Origin of the sequence: Methanosarcina acetivorans C2A (assembly GCF_000007345.1) — an archaeon.
GTDB classification, from domain to species: domain Archaea; phylum Halobacteriota; class Methanosarcinia; order Methanosarcinales; family Methanosarcinaceae; genus Methanosarcina; species Methanosarcina acetivorans.
The window spans coordinates 4175464-4193293 of the sequence record NC_003552.1 but is presented as its reverse complement, the minus strand read 5'-3'; the positions used below and the strand labels follow the sequence as shown (position 1 = coordinate 4193293).

Genomic DNA, 17830 nt, shown 5'->3' with positions numbered 1-17830 from the left:
TTTTTCGATCGCATTACCGACTTTTCGGATAGGCACTAAATCTCTTTTTAACATCAATGTTTTTCAAAGTTACTTTGAGCTGTCATTCCCCGCCACATTTACTTCGAGCTATCATTCCCCGTCACATATTTTCAGCTATTATTCCCCGAATCCCGCAGTTCCGGGACTGCAGACCGAAAAAGGATTCCACCTTCGTATTTTATCCTGCGGATCCGCTCACGCGCCATGAAATCCAGAACCAGTTCGATATCTTCAGGATATCTGGCATTGGGATATAATGGAGTAAGAGGCTGGGAGTTTTGCCCTGAGACATAGAACATATTCTCCCCGAAATAGGCTATGTAGTCAAGCTGATATTTTTCGAATATGAGGCGAATAAATTTTTTTGAAAGAGGAAGCTTTGCAAATTCAAAGTCCTCGTTGGTCATTTCAATGCCTGCTTCGTACATGATACAGGGATTGGAAGGATAGGATATAAATTCCGGGGAGAAAAAACTTTCATTTGAATTCCAGGGAGAAGACCTTCATTTGCCTGAACCTTTTGGCATCCTGATTCCGGGGATCAGGCCGATCAGCCTGCCCACACGCCTGTAGCGTTCAAGCAGGTCCTTTTCCTGTCTGATATCTTCAAGTTTTTCAAAAAAATACTGATTTTCAGGCAGATTGGGAACCTGTGCCCTGAGGATATTGAGCAGAGAATCAAGCTGCCTGTCCAGCTCCTTTCGGTCTTTATCAAGGTCCTGAAAACCCCATTCTCTGACTTTCTGGCTTACTGCGCACGTAATTTTTTCCGTGGGAGTGCCTTTTGCTTGCAGGCAGGCGGTCCTTGCCCGGTACCGGATTCCGGAAAGAGTTTCTTTCAGCTTCTGCTCCAGAACTACTTTTCCAATCCTGGGATACTCTTTTTTCACGGACTTCTGCGCAAGAATAAATTCTTCTTCCATAGCTTCCAGCAACCCTGAAGCCCTGTCAAAAGCCGCAATGCATTTCTCAAGCAGTTTCTTCTGGGCGGGCAGGTCTCCGGGAGTCAGATTTCCTGCAGCTTGAAGAAGCCTTGCAAGCTCTTCCAGAATTTCCAGAAGCTTCTGATTTTCTTCCAGATCCCTGATCTCATGGGCCGCCTTTGAAAAATACCTCTCACTTTCGAGCCTTGCAGCCCTCTCCGGGCTGTCGATAAAAAGTATTCTCAGGAGGCTCTCGTAAAATGGGGAATAAAACTCGGGAATGGAGGTATCAACAAGAGTTTCAGCAGCTTCCTTAAAGTATTTGACAGCTTCCTTGAACCCGAAAAGATAAGCAGCTTCGTTTTCCGCCCTGAGGGCTCTCCAGAGGGAAGCCCTTCCAAGGGAACGGAGAGCATTCCTGCGGACATAGACATAGGGGCTATCGATAAGAACCTGCAGGTCTCTCCAGGCCCGGGTTTTATCAGGCACATGGAAGAAGGCAGGTCCGAGCGCGCGGGTTGCAGCCCTCTGCACAAAGCTGTCGCTATGAGTTGAAAGCCTTATAAGGTCGCTCCAGGCTCTCCCTTTGTCCGGAACATCTGCAAATCCGGAAGCAAGGGCAAGTACCGCCCCTTTCCGGACCTCCCGGTCTTCAACGGATGTAAGCCTCAACAGATCGTTCCACGCCCTCTGCTTGTTATCGACGTGCGTAAATGCAACGGTGAGAAGCTCAGCTGCTCTTTTCCGAAGCTGAGCGTCTTGACCTTCACTGAGTTTGACAAGGTCAAAAAAAACTCCGGATTTTTCCTCAACTGCCGGAAAGACATGGGAAAGCAGCCCTGCAGCACTTTTTCTAACACCCATATCTCCATCCCCTGACATATTAAGAAGTGCCCCCCAGATGTCCTGCGCTCTGCCCGCCCTCCGGGAATAAAGAGCAAGAAGAGATTCGATAGCCCCTCTGCGCATCTGCGGGTCCGGGTTCTGCATCAGGCTTAAAAGCTCTCCAATTACCTCTTTTTTGTCCGGCAGGTGAGGATATGCTCTGGCAAAAGACTCAGCTGCATCTTTTCGTACATAGCTGTCCCTGTCCCTCGTCAGCTTCAGGAGGTCAAAAGCAGGCTTTCTATTTTCTATTTCCCTGACCTGCTCACGTTCGATCTCCCCCTTTCCTCTCACCCCTCTTTCGCCCTTTGTCCCCCTTTCTTCTCCTTTTCCAGGAAAGACATCCCCTAAAGAATGGGCAACATCCCTTCGTACAAAGGTAGCTTTTTCCGAAGCCAGTTTGTAGAAACCGGCAGGTTTACTTTTCTCCCCTTCTGCCTCAAGCTCTGTCCTTTTTATCTCATTTTTCCACTTCTCTGCCCCTTCCTCTATCTCTTCAATTTCTCCTTCTTTATTTTCCTCTTCTTCTACCTCATATATCTCATATTCATTACGGAATTGGGGGCAGATAGAAGCAAGAGTCTTGACAACTCTCCTGAGCACGTAACTATCCTTCTTTTCAGCCAGCTGTACAAGGTCCGAATATGCCTGATTTTTGTCGGACACATGGGGAAAAACTTTACTGAGGGTATCAGCTGCAGCCCGCCTGACATATTCATCTTCATGCCCTGTGAGTTTGAGAAGTTCTTCCCAGACTGAGTCTTTGTCTGCCAACTCAGGAAACACAGCTGAAAGCGCATCTGCAGCCGTATCCCTGACGTATCCGTCCCTTGCCCCGGTAAGCCTCAGGAAATCAGCCCAGACTCTTATGCTATTTTGCATCTCAGGAAATACGGAAACAAGGGTATTTACTGCCTGTTTTCGCATAACTCCGCTTTCATCGCCGGTTAGCCTGAAAAGATCTCCCCATGCCACTTTTTTATCAGGCACCGAAGAAAAGACCGAAGGTAGAGCGAGCAGAATTTCCTTTTGAACGGCCTGATCCGCGGTTTTTTCTGCCAGTTTCAGCATCTCTTCCCAAGCTTCATCTTTCTTTTCCTCAGATAGAACCGGAAAAACCTCTCCGATAGACTTTGCAGCCAGTTCCCTGACCTTTGAGTCTGCGGACTCACCTGCCAATTTCAGTAATTCGTCCCAGGAGTCATTTTTCCTTCCCTCAGGAATCTCAGGAAAAACCATGCTTAAAAAAGAAGCCGCCTTTTCCCGCACATAAGGGTCATCCGAAACAGTCATCTCAAGCAGGTCTTTCCAGGCCTGCTCCTTATTCGGAAACTCCGGGAGCACATCAGGGAGCCGGCGGACAATCCCCCTGCTCACGTCTTCCATACTTGATTTTGAGGTTACCAGCTCGGTCAGATCGTTCCATGCCCGGATTTTGTCAGGCATAAGTGGAAACACAGCAATTAGAGCATTTACCCCCCTTCTCATTACCCTTTCTGATGGATAAGCCGTAAGGTTTACAAACCTCTCCCAGGCAAGTTCCCTATCCGGCACATTGGGGAAAACCATCTCAAGCGAATTAACAGCCTCTTCCCTGACCTCGCTGTCCCTGTCAGAACAAAGCCTCAACAGGTCTTCAAATGCCTGCTTCCGCTCGGGAAAAACCTCAAAAAGGACCCCCAGCTGTCTTGCGGCTTTTTTCCTCTCCTCCGAAATCTGACTGAAAGTCTTATCATGCATACCGGGCTGGTCACTCAAGAATTTTCACCAACTGCTGCTCTAATCCCTTTCTATTTGCTGTATTTGAGTTTAGCAGGTTTGTTTCATATAAGTATTGATTTTGGATTTTATCCGGAAGAAAAAAGTATTGAAGGTGAAGTTCGGTAACCTGAAAGAAAGAAGTATTTTTAGAGCTTCATAATACTCGGATATCCGGATCAAAACATATAACTTCTTATTCAATTCCAAATATCCTTTATATTATAACTTAAATTATGTAGACAGGACCATAAAAAACTGTTAAAATTCAGAATTAAATCTTAAAAAAGGGGAGTCTGGAAATGGAAAACTCCTACCTCAACCTGGTATTATTTTCGGAAAAAAGAAAAAACATTCTTCTGTTATTGAAAGAGGGCCCAAAAAGTCTTGAAGAACTAAGAAATTCTCTCAATGCCAGCCCAACCTCAGTTCAGCCTCAGATCAAACTGCTTAAAGGCAGAGACCTCCTGTGCGGGACAAGGAAAAAGTACGAGTTAACCCTTTTGGGAGACATAATAGCTGAAAATATGCAGAATCTTGTCAATACCATGGAGACCCTTGAGGATAAATACGATTTCTGGGCCAACCACAAGCTCGACGGAATTCCCTTATATTTATTGAAGAGGATAGGTGAACTCAAGCACAGTACCTTTACCAAGCCTCTTGATGAAAGCAGCATGTTTTCTCCCCACACCGAATTTGTGGAAAATATCTCAAAATCAAAATTTGTAAAAGGTATCTCTCCCTTTATCCACCCTCTGTACCCGGAAATGTTCCTGAACTTTGCAGAAAGAGGCATTGATATATCTTTGATTGTGACAGAACCTGTATTAGAAAGAATGAAAACCGAATTCAGGCCTGAAATGGAAAAGTTCCTTGCTCTTGAAAACACCCGTCTCTTTGTCTACGATAAAGAACTGCTCCTCTCATCCGCAGTAACGGATGGCTTTCTCTCGCTAGGCCTTTTCTACAACAGCGGCGCCTACGACCACGCAAACGACATCATATGCTTCGGCCCCGAAGCCCGCCAATGGGGAGAAGACCTCTATGCTTACTATGAAGGACTGTCCAGAGAAGTAAAAGAAATTTGAATGAATAAAAGTTTGAGGCTCAGAAACCTAAAAAATAGAAAATCAAAAAGAATAAAAATCTAAAAAGTAAGAAATCAAAAAAATATAAGTATAGTTATCTCACTCCTCATATTCAGGGTATTCAACTTTTCCCATGAAAAGGATGCAGTTTGTCCTTCCATCCTCTATGAAAAACATGAACGGATGGTCAGCTGTGAATTCCTTTGGTTTGGCATCCCATGAGATGCTCACGCCCATCGCCATCTCCTCCATTGTTGCTGCGGCAGCTTCTGTACCTTCTTCCTTTACGTCTATAAAGGCTTGATGAATCACTCTGGATATTTCTAACGGACTGTCACTAATTCCTGAAAAGTCCGCCTGCCCGAAGGCATCCACAACACCCATTTCAATGAGGGAATTAGAGAGCTCTGTTTTAGTCTCAAACTTAAATTTAGGAATTGTGGTCTTTACTTCCTCCACTACTTCCATGTCGTTTTTAAGTTCGGTGTAATCGTTTAATGTGAATTCTGTCTCAAACTTTTCAATATTGTTGCTTTTCGGGAGCACGACATACATGGATAAATCATTGCCTCTATAAGGCAATTCTATAATTTTCGCCTTTGAGGTTTCGCCATAATTGAATCTGTTACACGTGTACATCATGTCAACAGAGATGTCTTCCTCTTTTGTCGGATAAAAAGATTTTTTGCCTGTCATTTCCTTATCAAATTCATACATCCATTTTCCGTTAAAGTAAACCGCATTCGTAATAATTAACCTTGCATCAGCAGTTATTGCATCTTCCGGAACAAGATCCTTAATTTTATCATTGGTTCTGGCTTCGACCCATTCATTGATTGTATCTCTGGAAGCATCCGGTTTTCCCGCAAAGTCCAGATTAGTTACTTCTCCATCATAGTATTTTTGTACGTTGTGGATATATGTTTCTTTTACAGGATACCCTTCCTGCACCCAGAGTGCATTTGCAGTTTGAAGCTCATAATCACTATTTACGGAATTTATCTTGTCATTTATTCTCTCCATACGAACTTTCAAAACTGTTTTATTGGAGGGGAAATAGAAGACGTTTGAGATCTGCTCTTTTGTGGTATCCTCAGCCCCCTCATAACAGATAGCCATGGAAGCAGATATGCTGTGCGGTGAAAAAAAGACGTTTTCATGATCTCCTGTTTCCCGCCGTGCCAGCTGTGAATACATGTCAAAAGCAAAAGCGTTGTTTGCAGCTGCAATATCATAATCACTAACTGAGTCCGCATTTATCGTACTTTCTTCAAATACAGCTGTGTTTTTTTCAACTACAGCCTTGTCTTCTATGCAGCCTGTACATAGCAAAATTAGAGAAAATACAAGAAAAGCGATTTTTATTTTGTTCATGCTTTATAATATCCAGACACTCCATACAAAAATTTATTTATATATTATCAGCAAAATGACTGTTTTGCGATTTGTTATTTCGTATCTGGATTTATAAACGGATTAATAGACGGATCATACTGAGTTTTCCCTGAAGCTTCCGACAAAATATTTATCTGCTATTATATTAATTCCAGTACGGATGTTAAACTTGCCTTTATTATGTTCCGGCACTAAACCCATAAAGAGAGAACATAATATTTTGCTAAATAGAAGGACGAAACAATGCGGCAACAGGATGTAATAAAAAGTCAACTGGCACAGGAAGTAGTAGATCTTATCGAACCTGTAATTCCCTATCTGGTTATCGGATCCAAAAAAGCAGCTGGAGAAGCTCGCAAAAAAGCAGGACCCGAGGTCTGGGCGGTAAAGAAAAAACTATGGGAAATACTGTGTTCTGTAGACAGGCCAGAGTTGAAAGAAGCCGCAGGAGATATGGTAATTGCACCCTCTGATCCGGAAGTGAAACAGGCTCTGGTTCAGGAGTTCCTGAAATCGTTTGAAAAGAATCCGGATCTTGAAATGGAAATTTCATCTTTTATTGAAACCGAGGCAGTGAAGAAGCTGGCAACTGAAGAGCGTCTGGGCAGAGCTTCTTTTCAAAACTCAAATGATAAAGCCAGAGTGCTTAAAGAATTTAACGAACTTCTTGAAAAATTGACAGCAAAAAACAGTTGTGTCAATAAGATCAGTGATGGCAGTGGAGTCAATACTAACAGTACCATCAGTGCTGATAGTACCTGGAATTCAGAACCGTCAGAATGCGGAACGGAAAAAGAAGAAATTCTGGAAAAAACCCTTGACTTCGCCTGTCAAATCCAGTATGGGGATCTGAGGTCCCGGGCCCTTTCCCTGGTTGTGCCTTATCTGGAAGGTCCAAAAAAGAGAGAGTATATAAAAAAAGTCCTTTATTCTACCTCAAATATTCATGATGACGCCGAAAGAGCCAGAGTCTTTGCTCCGCTTGCTTCTCTCCTGGAGGGTCCGGGAAAAGAGAAACTCGTTGAAGAGATCTTTGAATTCTCTCCCCATATCCAATACGATGATGCAAAATTCGAGATCCTTTCCCTGATTGTTCCGCATCTGGACAATACCACAAATGAAGCCCTGCTGGAAAAAGCTTTGGAAATGATAGCCGGAATTCAATCCGAGTTTCTGAGGATCCAGGCGTTTTCGTTTCTCGTCCCCTGTCTGCATGGGCAGAGAAAAGAGGAAATCATAGAAGAAACCATCCATTTAGCTTCCAATCTTAAAGATAAAGACATGAGGCCACAGGCCCTTTTATTTCTGATACCACATCTGGACGAAGCAAGAAAAAAAGAAATTCTGGAAAAAGCCCGTGAGATCGCATACGGGATTAAATCAGAATCTCGGAGGATACGGGCTCTTTCTTCGCTTGTGCCTTATCTAGAAGAGCCTGAAAAAGAAGAAGCCAGGGAGAAAATCCCTGATGGAAGAGGACTTAAAACAAAATTATGACTGCTCATAAATAAGTCAATAATGCACGGAAGATGGATCTTTAGTGGATTATCGCAGAGATAAATTATTCCGATTTTTATTTTTACCCCGAAGTTGCTTACATTTTTGACATTCGGGTGCCGTGATTCTCACAGACCACACCCAAACGAAAAAAGTGATTTTCCAAAACATTAAAACGAAAAGATACTACTTATCTGAGCCTTTGCCAATTTCACTATTAATGCTTTAAAATCAAATTAAAAGCACTAAACTTCCTTTTTTTTAAAAAAATTGCTTTTACTTGCTCAGATATTCAACCTTCTAAAAGCTCCTGGTGCTCTTATCAGATCATGTCTTCCAACTTTAAAAGCTGTAAGTGCCGTAAGTAATGCGGCAATATTGCTTATCGATACATAGATTTTAGCCCATTCACTTCCTCTGGTTGGTGTTTTTGATCTATTGTATCCAACAACATCGTTTGAATTTTTCCTTTCAACAGTGGGGTTCTTATATTGTACAATTTTCCAAGCAATTTATGATAAATTCTTGGGACGTATTGAGCTCTGAAGTGGTTCCCCTTTTCTGTTTTCAAGATATTTCCAACACTATTCGCTCTTGCAGCTATGACTGGAATAACCCCTTTCTCAATTACGGTTTCATTGGAAAGATGACTATCAGGTCCTGCATCAGCGATCACAAAAAACGGTTTTTCTGTTGCTGATTTCATACATTGATTTATTGTATCCTGAAATATGGTGTTGTCATTTTTGCTAGCATTTACTGCATCCCAATAAACAGGTAAACCCCACCAACTATCAACAATACATGTATCAGTGTATCCTGTTCCTGATAATACACTAAATTTACCTGTTTTCTTGACATAATGTCCAGCATCTGGATCGGAAAGCTGTCCAGTCTCTTTATTTTTCAAACCACTGCAATTACACTCAAAAAATCTTCGATCCCAAATCCAGATTTTGTCACCAATAAGGTTAAGATTTCTACATTCTTGGATCAGTAATTCTGCATATCTGTCCAGATAAGGATAAATTATTTTTAGGTTTCGTCGATAAGAAGAAAGAGTAATCTTTTCTCCGCTTTTGATTTTTAATTCATTCCTTAGAGCTTGGTTCTGGTTGTAATCTCTGATAAATGATTCAAGATTAGAATATCCAAGTTTGCATCTTGATAACTCTAGTACATCGATTCCAAATTATGGGAAGAATTGGACTTTGAAATCAGCACTGGTCAATGTTTTTTCTATGAGAAAGCCACAAGCGGACAAGAATAAACACGAATTGAAAATATTTGTGTTCACTTGTTTTTATTCATGGTTTATTGAGGATATATGGAATCGATGTACTAGCTTGAAAATATTATTGAAAGATAATTCTTCAAGTTGAGGTTTATACCCCATTGATACCTGAATGTCATTAAAATAAGAACCAAGCAAAGGGTTTAATTCAAAAATGTTCCTCAAATATCCTCTAAATTTTTTAAGATTTTGAAAAGCGAGTATTTGACTCCGAGGAAGAACATTCTCCATATAGTCCTTACTCTTCACAATTAAAGGTTTAACCTTGTAAGGAACATTAATTTTCCGTTTGAGGACATTTATTATGTCCTCAAAGAAATCAGACAGTACTCTTTGATACGTAGATATGACACAATGTCTACTGTTTTCTGCTTTTTTCTTATTCTTTTTATCACTCTTCAGGAACATAATTTTAAATTTTGAATTTTTAAAAAGAAAATGGTCCTTGAAAGTGGTGATTGATATCGTTTTTTCAAAAAAATTACCTATAAAGCTTGCAAGCGTTGACTGGTTAATGTGAACGGTAAGGATTCTTGAATTATCCTTTTTGTCTTCGAATTTTCTTCCAAATATCTTTTCATATTTTTTCCTGCCTTCAACACTCTTCAAGCTTACAACTATTGTTTTTGTAATCTCTAAAAAGTCACTCAACTGAAGCAAAAAATACCTATATCCCTTACCAACAATTTTTACCATGGATTATACCTTATTAAGGTTTATTTTTAGATTGGTACCTTAAAATAGGTTTAATTAGGTATAATCCTTATTATTTGATTTGAAATGGTATTTTAAAGGTCAATAAATAATATTTCGATGAAATCATCTTTTTTTATTGTTATTTTAAAAAAAGAAGTAATTTAAAGAAAAATGGTAAAACCTCAGTTAATTAATTTAGCCCTTAACCTGTCTCATTATTAAAGAAATTCGAAATTTCCTTTTCTCTTCTTTTTTCGGGTTCATGAAAGTTTCTCTATTAGGTCATAGCCCTTAAAGCGTAATTTATCCGGATGAAACATGTCTATAAATATAAAGAAAGTGATATGTATCCTGTACTTATATAAAATCTCAAGCAACCCGGTTTCTGTGAAGAATTCCAATTTTGTTTGAAGAGATGTTCTTATGAACAGTAGCACAGCAATTAAAAATCTTGGTACCGGACTGGCAGTCATAGGCTTTGTCTTACTGCTGGGATATGGTCTATATAACATTTTTACCATGGAATCCAACCTGGTACTTAAAGTGTCAATCGGAGCAATTGTAGCAGGTATATTACTGGTTTTATTGACCCTGATAAAGGAAAAAATGAGCGTTGAGGATCAGGAAACTGAAAGAAGATACTAGGTGAGAACATGATAATCGCAACCACGGATACAATAGCAGGAAAAGAGATCACAAAAACCCTTGGAATGGCCCGCGGTAGTACCATTCAGGCCAAGCATCTTGGCAAGGATATCATGTCAGGGCTGCGCAGCGTCGTAGGAGGTGAACTGACAGAATACTCCAAGATGCTTGAAGAGGCACGGGAGAAGGCAATCAACCGTATGGTGGAAGATGCCGAAAAGATGGGGGCCGATGCCGTGGTAAATGTCAGGTTCATGACTTCAATGGTAATGGCAGGGGCGGCTGAAATACTTGCATACGGGACAGCCGTTAAAATAATGAATAGGTAATAAAAGAAAGGGGATGAAGAATGGTCATTTTTCCTCGGATTTAATGCCTTATAATCTATTTTAACAGTACCATCGAAGTTTGTCTTTCTCTTTTAATTTATCTCTCTTTTAATTTATCTCTCTTTTAATTTATCTCTCTTTTAATTTATCTCTCTTTTAATTTTCAACCCGGTGATCGTTTTCTGAAAGTAAAAAAAGCCTCTGATCTCTTAAGGTGTTCCGGGAAAAAGCTCAAATGGAAGAAACTCAAATACAATCGGCTCAAATGAAAGAAGCTCAAATACAATCAACGTACCGGAAAAAATCACAAAAAACAGGGAGAAATGTGGATTTATACAGGGCTCTGCCGTGGCAAGCATGAGCCCTGCATTTTTATGGAGATAAAGTTACCGGTTTGTTTTAAATTAATTCTATCGGACTCAGGCAATATGGATGTAAGAATCCACAAGTTTCTTGATTTCTTCATTCTTGCCGTAGAGTCTCTCACTGAGCTGGTAGTCGTCAAGACTTTCAAGGTATTTTACGGTGTCATCGATCATACCTTCAGTGAAGACATCGTACTGGGTGAAGATGTCCTTGTATTTCTTCAGGGCCTGGGCGGACTCGTAGCATGAAGCTGGGAGGTGTTCAAGCTGAGCAAGTCTGTCTTTGTGTTCGTCCTTGAAGATGTTCACATCGATGTAAAGGTTCTTTGCAATCTCAAGAGCGTTGTCCATTTCAAACCCGTGGCGGATACCTACAGCAAAGGCTGCAAAGAGGAGGTAAAGGTCAGCGGAGGGGTCTGCAGCACGGAATTCAAAGGTAGACTTGTAGCTGTGGCTCTTGAAATCCTCGCAATAGTTGGGGTTGACATGAGCAATCATCTTGCTGCAGTCGTCAGAGAACCAGCCAAGAGGCACACGGATCAGAGCAGAGCGGTTCCTGTCTCCCCAGCAGATGTTAGTTGGGGCTTCCTGGTGAGGAACGAGACGCAGGTAGGATGTTGGGACCCTGTTTCCAAAGGCAGTGATTCCTGCTGCAACGTCAAGAAGTCCGGCCATTGCACGCTTTGCAGCGTCACTGATATCGCCGTTCTCGACCATTATACTCTTTCCGTCCTTGAGGAGTTTCATGTGCACGTGCAGTCCGCTTCCTGCTTTTCCGACAGTGATCTTCGGGGCAAAGCTGATAACCACACCGTACTGGTCAGCAAGCATCCTGAGCATCCACTTTGCAATCAGCAGGCGGTCAGCACTGTTTTCAAGGGTGTCGGTTTCGAATTCGATTTCGTTCTGCTCATAGTAGTAGTTGTTATCAGTGAAGTTCCCTACTTCAGAGTGGCCGTACTTGATTTTTCCGCCAGCTTCGGCGATGTACATCATTGCTTCTTTCCTGAGCTGGTCGTATTTGGTAAAGGGATTGGACTCGTGGTACCCCCTCTGGTCAACGGCCGGGAAACCCATATTGACTTCCCCACTGTTGGCAATGATATAGTATTCCAACTCGCCCATTGCCTGAAGTTCATAGCCTGTCTTCTCGGTCAGGACCTGGGAAGCCTTCTTCATGATGGTTTCTGAAGCGCTTATGAGGGGGGTTCCGTCCTTGTCGAAGTAAGAACAGAGGATGTCCACAGTGGGTATTTCCTCAAAAGGATTCACGAAAGCAGTTCTGTATTTAGGGAGCACATAGAGGTCGCTTGTGTCTGCCTCGATGTATGAAAAAAGACTTGACCCGTCCACCCTCTCACCGGCAGAAAGTAAGTTATCAAGGTGCTCTTCATCTCTGATCACGAAGGTAAGGGCTTTAAGTCTCCCATCGCCACCAACATAGCGGAAATTCAGCATCTTAATTCCGTTTTCCTTGATGAACCTTATAATGTCATCCTTAGTGAACTCGCTTGCTGGCTTATTGAGGTACTGTACCAGTTTGTTCGGATTCAGTTCTACGTTTGATGTTTTCATAAATATCCCTTCTTTGTTGATTGATGAAATATTCGAGTATTCAAAGCCTCATTTCAATACCGAATAATTTCAGGCTTAATGGTTACCGTATCAAGCATGATGATGTAAAATTTTGCCTGAATAGGAAAGTGATAACTTACTGCTGTCTATATAAAGTTTTTCATTTTATTATTTTTTAAAAAAAATACTGCGTGTTGAAAATCATTATAGGCTTATGCCTTCTAACCTTTTTTTCTGACAGAACGAACAGGTAAAAATAGAAAGAGGTTCTTATCAAAAATATTTAATCAATATAATAAATATATCGAATTAACATAGCTACACCATAATACTGTTTTGAGCTTGTGGGGAACAGTTAAAGATTTCTGTGTACCGTATTTTGGTACATTTTATTTTGAGAGTAAATGATTCAGAAGAGAGTTGGAGGAAAAGTATGGAAATATATAATATCCCGGAGATTGCCAGGAATGTTTTCGGAGTTGGGTCAAAAGATTGGAACCGCAGGATCTTCGATTCTTTAATCCCGTTGCCAGAGGGTACCAGCTACAATTCTTATCTCGTGAAAGGCGAGAAAAAAACAGCCCTCATAGATACCGTGAATCCGGGTTTTGAAGAGGAATTGGAAGCAAAAATCAACATGGTTTCGGACCTGAAAAAACTCGATTACCTGATAATGAACCATGCAGAACCGGACCACGCCAATGCAATTCGATTTATCCTTGAAAAAGCTCCAGAGGCCCTGTTTGTCACGACCAAGAAAGGAGTAAAGATGGCAAAGCTCTACCATGAGCTGCCTGAAGCCCGAATCAAAATCGTTGCCGAAGGAGATAGCCTTGACCTTGGAGGAAAGACTCTTCGTTTCATAGAAGCTCCCTGGCTCCACTGGCCAGAAACCATGTTTACATACCTGCCTGAAGATAAAGTCCTTTTCTCATGCGACTTTTTCGGGGCACATACAGCCCAGGGAGTCTATGACGAAGAGATCGAAGAGCTAGTTTCTCTTGCAAAGCGCTACTACGGGGAAATCATGATGCCCTTTGGGAAAATGGGAGCCAGAGCCCTTGAGAAGATAAAGGACCTTGGGATAGAAATAATTGCCCCCAGCCACGGGCCGATTTACAAAAACCCGAAGCGAATCCTGGACCCTTATGAGAAATGGACTCAAGGAAAAACCGAGAACAAAGCCCTTATTGTTTATGTGAGTATGTGGGGGTCTACCCGGGAGATGATCAGGACAATTGCAGAAACCCTGCTAAAAGAAGGAGTGGATGTCAGGATGTATGACCTTGTAGCCTCGGACATAGGAGATGTTGCAAGGGAACTGGTTGATTCCAGGTCTATAGTCCTTGGAGCACCGACAGTCCTCGGAGGTATGCACCCGCTTGCCCTGTACGGCACTTACCTGGTAAAAGCCCTCAACCCCCCGGCAAAGTATGGGGTTGTACTCGGGTCCTTTGGCTGGGGAGGAGGTGCACTGAAGCAGGCAGGCGAACTCCTGGCTCCTTCTAAAATAGAGATTGTGGGCACCCTACAGGTACAGGGCAGAGCCAGCAGAGAAAAATTAAAGAAAGTTGAGGAGATAGGGCGAGAACTGGCTCGAAAAATGAAGACATAAGTATTGAAATTGATGATTTAAATTTCCTGGCCGAAGAATCCTATTTTGCCGATTTCTCAGGTTTCTCCCGGGCAATCCGGCCGAGGAGCCTTCCTTAATTTTTTGAATAGCATTTTTGAATATCCGTAAAGGGAAACGCCCAGAATTGCTCCCCATAAAGGCATGAGACTTTCGACTCCTGCCCATCCCCTTAAAGCTGTAAACAAAGATGAACTCAGCAGAGCTATCAGCTGAGCTGCCCGCACCCGACGAGGATCCAGAGGAATTCCTGTTCTGTCCCCTGTTGATTTTATTTCCCGGGAGCTGAGGACTGTGGGAATAAAAAGGAGAGCAGTTATCAGTATGAATAATCCGGATTGCATTCCCGGGAAAGTTCCTTCCTCGCCTGCACCCTGTAAGAAGGCAAATGTTGAAACCATTAAGACTGCCAGTCCGAAAATACGGTTTTGGCGAGAAGGTACAGGGAGGACAGCGTCCAAAAAAAAGACCAGTGCGGTGAACAAGCCAAAAATCCAGCTTTCCCCCAGGGAGAGCCAGCTTGAAAGCAGGAATACTGCAAAAGAATCGGAAGTTTTTGATGACACACCGCTACTTCTGTTAACTATACGAAGAAGCAGGAGCTCCAGGAAGAGGGCAAGCAGGAGTGGGAAAGGAAAAAGCAGAAAGCCAGTACAGCCCAGAAAAGCTGCAAAAAAAGCAGAAAGCTCGTTGTCCGGGTCCAGTTCCCTTGCAAAAGCCCAGGCAAAAAATACCGAGGTGCCTGCTCTTAAGCCGGAGTAAAAAGCCGTAGAAAGATCTCTTTCCAGAAAAAGTTGAAAGCCTGAGACTCCGGAGAGAAATATCAGGGTAATTATCACAATTGCCCTGTTTGTGGGATAATTAAGGTCTATCGAACGAGTAAGCGAACCTGGCTTTTCAACCGTCATTCCTACCTCTGCAAGCTGAAAATGCTAGTACATCGATTCCATATATCCTCAATAAACCATGAATAAAAACAAGTGAACACAAATATTTTCAATTCGTGTTTATTCTTGTCCGCTTGTGGTTTTCTCATAGAAAAAACATTAACCAGTGCTGATTTCAAAGTCCAATTCTTCCCATAATTTGGAATCGATGTACTAGTTTTTGCGCATTTTATCCAAATTCAGAGTACAATTTTTATTAACTTTTGTGTCTTTTACTCAAATTTTGTGTCTTTTATCAGAATTTAGAAATATAATTTCATCTGGTATATAATGTTTGAAGTTAAATATAACTCAGGCAATTATATGGGAAGGGAATCGGAACTAAAAAGGGACCTGAGTTTACTCGAAATTACTCTGGTCGGAATTGGAGATATTCTTGGAGCAGGGATCTATGTGCTTATGGGAAAAGCTGCGGGGCTTGCTGGCAACATGGTCTGGGCTTCCTTTCTGTTTGCAGGATTTACTGCCTCTCTTTCCGCTCTCAGCTATATGGAACTTTCTTCTATGTACCCTCGAGCAGGAGCAGAGTATGTGTTTGCGAGGAAGGCTTTTGGAGAACGTATAGGTCTATTTGTAGGGCTGCTGGTCATCTATTATGTAGCAATTACCGCTTCTGCGGTTGCTCTCGGCTTTGGGAGGTACTTCAGTAATATTTTCGGAGGTGGGATTCTAATAGGAGCAATAAGCTTGTATATTCTCCTGAGCCTTGTCATGGTTTACGGGATCAAGGAGTCAGCCCGGCTGGCTATTCTCATGACCTTTATAGAACTCTCAGGTCTCATGATAATTATTTACGTGGGGATTCCCTATCTTGGCACGGTAAATTATTTTGAGACCCCGAGCCTCTCAGGAGTCTTTGAGGCTTCTGCCCTGATTATTTTTGCATTTCTGGGGTTTGAAGATATTGTACGGTTATCCCAGGAAACAAAAGATGCGGAGAAAACAACTCCAAAAGCTTTGCTTATTTCCATTTTCTTCACTATTTTCCTCTATATTTGTGTGGCAGTAGCTTCCGTGAGTGTGCTTGATTTTCAGGTTCTCGGAATTTCGGAGATCCCGCTTGCTGAAGTTGCAGCTGTCGCTTTTGGGGAAAAGGCTTTTGTCCTTCTTTCCTGGATCGCTCTTTTTTCCACAATGAATACAGTACTTGTGGTTATGCTTGGAGGGTCAAGAATTGTTTACGGCATGGCAAATTCGGGTTCGCTTCCGAAAATCCTCGCGCGGGTACATCAAAAACTCAAGACTCCCTGGACTGCAATTTGCGGAATTGCATTCTTTTCAAGTCTGTTCGTCTTCCTTGGAGACATAGCAACAGTAGCAAATATTGCGAATTTTATGATTTTTATTGTCTTTTTTATAGTCAACATCTCCCTCATAAAACTCCGATACACCGACCCGGAAAGAAAGCGCCCTTTCAGAGTCCCTGTCAGTATAGGCCGTTTTCCCATATTTCCGGCTCTTGGGGCTCTGTCCGCGGTTTTCCTTTTTTCCCAGATCGGTAAAGAAGTCATGCTTTACGGGTTTTTCCTTGCAGGAATAAGTGCACTATTGGTGTTGCTTAAAACCAGAAAAAGAGAGAATGAGCTTTAGACTGTCTGATTTATCAATTGCCGTTCTCATTTCATTATTCTCATGTAGTTTTCTAATTGCAGTTTTTTAATTGTAGTATTCTCATGTAATTTTCTCATCTCATTTTTCCAGTTGTAGTTTTTTACGTGAATTTTACATGAGAATACATATTATTACATAGTTGAGTACGACAAAGCCATTCTGGAATAGATTACCAGTTGAGGCAAAGTTCAGAATAGGAGTGAGATTGTTTGGGTGGTGAAAACATGGACAAGAGGAAAAAAGTTTCAAAGCGAAATTATTTCAGGACAAAACAAACAATCTTGGGACAGGTATTATTTAATTTTAAGACAGCCTCTAAGAAAAAAGCATCATGTATAATTTCGGAATCTTGCCCCGTAAATCTTGGGTTTTTTAGAATTATTCTTAGTTAACTTCAAGCTTAAGTTTGTTTGTCTTCCTTAGGCTTTATTTAATCCGGTAAGGATGGTTATATATGCTGTATATTTATGATCTGTAGTGTACATATCATGACAATAATATATCCTAGTATCAAACCCTGGGGCAGGTCTTTTGAGGAATATGTGAGGATGTTCAGCCTGACCCCTGCCGATCTCAAGCGAAAAATTCTGGGCTGCGGGGAAGGCCCCGCAAGCTTTAATGCAGAACTTGCGGAACGCGGCGGAAAATTATAACTCAAATTTCATGAATTATCGATAGAACATTGCATCCAAATATTGAGAGTGGTTTGTACCGATATCAAATCTGTTCAATAAATAGATAAGTTTATAACCGTGGTTAGTTATTGGAAATGAGAATCACTTATAGAGAATAGCCACCTCTGAGATGATATCGATGGATTCAATGGAAAAAATATTTGGAAAAACCGCACAGATGACCGTACTTAAAAACCTGATTGAAAACCAGAACGAACCCACCTATCTTTCAGGAATAGCTGAAGAAACCGGGTTGTCTCACTCCAGTGTATCAAGGGTTATCACACCTTTGATCGAGTCCGGCGTTATCCTGGAAAAACCCCTGGGAAAACAAATCCGAACTTTCCAGCTGAACATGGAAAGCGAGGCAGCAAAGTTAATAGTTGACTTTTACTATAAAATTAACCAGCTGGTAGAATAAGCCTAAACAATAAGCTTGTCTGAATAAAATTGAGTCTGAATAATAAGATCGGGAAGTTGACATCTGAGAT

Annotated in this window: 15 protein-coding genes; 8 read left to right on the top strand and 7 right to left on the bottom strand. The window is 41.7% G+C overall.

Annotated elements, in window-relative coordinates; translation table 11 throughout:
* Positions 1-131: 131 nt before the first annotated feature.
* Together MA_RS17695 and MA_RS17690 are read right to left on the bottom strand one after the other, a co-directional pair.
* On the bottom strand, positions 132-449 hold the full coding sequence (locus MA_RS17695) for a hypothetical protein (RefSeq protein WP_048065690.1): 318 nt from the start codon (positions 447-449) through the stop codon (positions 132-134).
* 75 nt (positions 450-524) lie between these two features.
* Positions 525-3587 carry a HEAT repeat domain-containing protein gene (locus MA_RS17690; RefSeq protein ID WP_048065689.1) on the bottom strand — a complete coding sequence of 1021 codons (3063 nt, stop codon included), beginning with the start codon at positions 3585-3587 and terminating at the stop codon, positions 525-527.
* Between the two features lie 302 nt (positions 3588-3889).
* Between MA_RS17690 and MA_RS17685 the strand changes: the two genes are divergently transcribed.
* Positions 3890-4678: a helix-turn-helix transcriptional regulator gene (locus tag MA_RS17685; RefSeq protein ID WP_011023316.1), complete on the top strand. Its 789-nt coding sequence runs from the start codon at positions 3890-3892 to the stop codon at positions 4676-4678.
* Positions 4679-4777: 99 nt separating this feature from the next.
* Here the strand turns inward: MA_RS17685 and MA_RS17680 are convergent, their stop codons facing one another.
* Positions 4778-6052, bottom strand: coding sequence for a serpin family protein (locus tag MA_RS17680; protein ID WP_011023315.1), 1275 nt, complete (start codon positions 6050-6052; stop codon positions 4778-4780).
* Positions 6053-6316: 264 nt separating this feature from the next.
* On the opposite strand from MA_RS17680, the gene MA_RS17675 reads away from it, so the two are divergent.
* Positions 6317-7570 (top strand): hypothetical protein, encoded by a 1254-nt coding sequence (locus MA_RS17675; protein WP_011023314.1) that lies wholly within the window; start codon positions 6317-6319, stop codon positions 7568-7570.
* A 382-nt stretch (positions 7571-7952) separates the two neighbouring features.
* Here the strand turns inward: MA_RS17675 and MA_RS28930 are convergent, their stop codons facing one another.
* Together MA_RS28930 and MA_RS17665 are read right to left on the bottom strand one after the other, a co-directional pair.
* Entirely contained in the window at positions 7953-8480 is a 528-nt protein-coding gene (locus MA_RS28930; protein WP_011023313.1) for a hypothetical protein, read from the bottom strand.
* A 393-nt stretch (positions 8481-8873) separates the two neighbouring features.
* Entirely contained in the window at positions 8874-9560 is a 687-nt protein-coding gene (locus MA_RS17665; RefSeq protein WP_011023312.1) for a hypothetical protein, read from the bottom strand.
* A gap of 423 nt (positions 9561-9983) precedes the next feature.
* Between MA_RS17665 and MA_RS27390 the strand changes: the two genes are divergently transcribed.
* Positions 9984-10205 (top strand): hypothetical protein, encoded by a 222-nt coding sequence (locus MA_RS27390; RefSeq protein WP_011023311.1) that lies wholly within the window; start codon positions 9984-9986, stop codon positions 10203-10205.
* An 8-nt stretch (positions 10206-10213) separates the two neighbouring features.
* Positions 10214-10534 carry a YbjQ family protein gene (locus MA_RS17655; RefSeq protein ID WP_011023310.1) on the top strand — a complete coding sequence of 107 codons (321 nt, stop codon included), beginning with the start codon at positions 10214-10216 and terminating at the stop codon, positions 10532-10534.
* A gap of 419 nt (positions 10535-10953) precedes the next feature.
* Here the strand turns inward: MA_RS17655 and MA_RS17650 are convergent, their stop codons facing one another.
* Complete coding sequence (locus MA_RS17650) at positions 10954-12474, bottom strand: glutamine synthetase family protein (RefSeq protein WP_011023309.1); 1521 nt, start codon at positions 12472-12474, stop codon at positions 10954-10956.
* Between the two features lie 433 nt (positions 12475-12907).
* Between MA_RS17650 and MA_RS17645 the strand changes: the two genes are divergently transcribed.
* Positions 12908-14089, top strand: coding sequence for an FprA family A-type flavoprotein (locus MA_RS17645; protein ID WP_048065687.1), 1182 nt, complete (start codon positions 12908-12910; stop codon positions 14087-14089).
* A gap of 56 nt (positions 14090-14145) precedes the next feature.
* Here MA_RS17645 and MA_RS17640 read toward each other — a convergent pair whose 3' ends face one another.
* Positions 14146-15015, bottom strand: coding sequence for a hypothetical protein (locus MA_RS17640; RefSeq protein WP_011023307.1), 870 nt, complete (start codon positions 15013-15015; stop codon positions 14146-14148).
* 309 nt (positions 15016-15324) lie between these two features.
* On the opposite strand from MA_RS17640, the gene MA_RS17635 reads away from it, so the two are divergent.
* The 3 genes from MA_RS17635 to MA_RS17630 all read left to right on the top strand — a co-directional run bounded on the left by MA_RS17635 (position 15325) and on the right by MA_RS17630 (position 17760).
* Positions 15325-16644, top strand: coding sequence for an APC family permease (locus MA_RS17635; protein WP_011023306.1), 1320 nt, complete (start codon positions 15325-15327; stop codon positions 16642-16644).
* Positions 16645-17153: 509 nt separating this feature from the next.
* Positions 17154-17318, top strand: a complete 165-nt coding sequence (locus MA_RS27385) for a hypothetical protein (protein ID WP_226990644.1) — start codon at positions 17154-17156, stop codon at positions 17316-17318.
* A gap of 160 nt (positions 17319-17478) precedes the next feature.
* Positions 17479-17760: a MarR family transcriptional regulator gene (locus tag MA_RS17630; RefSeq protein WP_048065686.1), complete on the top strand. Its 282-nt coding sequence runs from the start codon at positions 17479-17481 to the stop codon at positions 17758-17760.
* Positions 17761-17830: the final 70 nt, after the last annotated feature.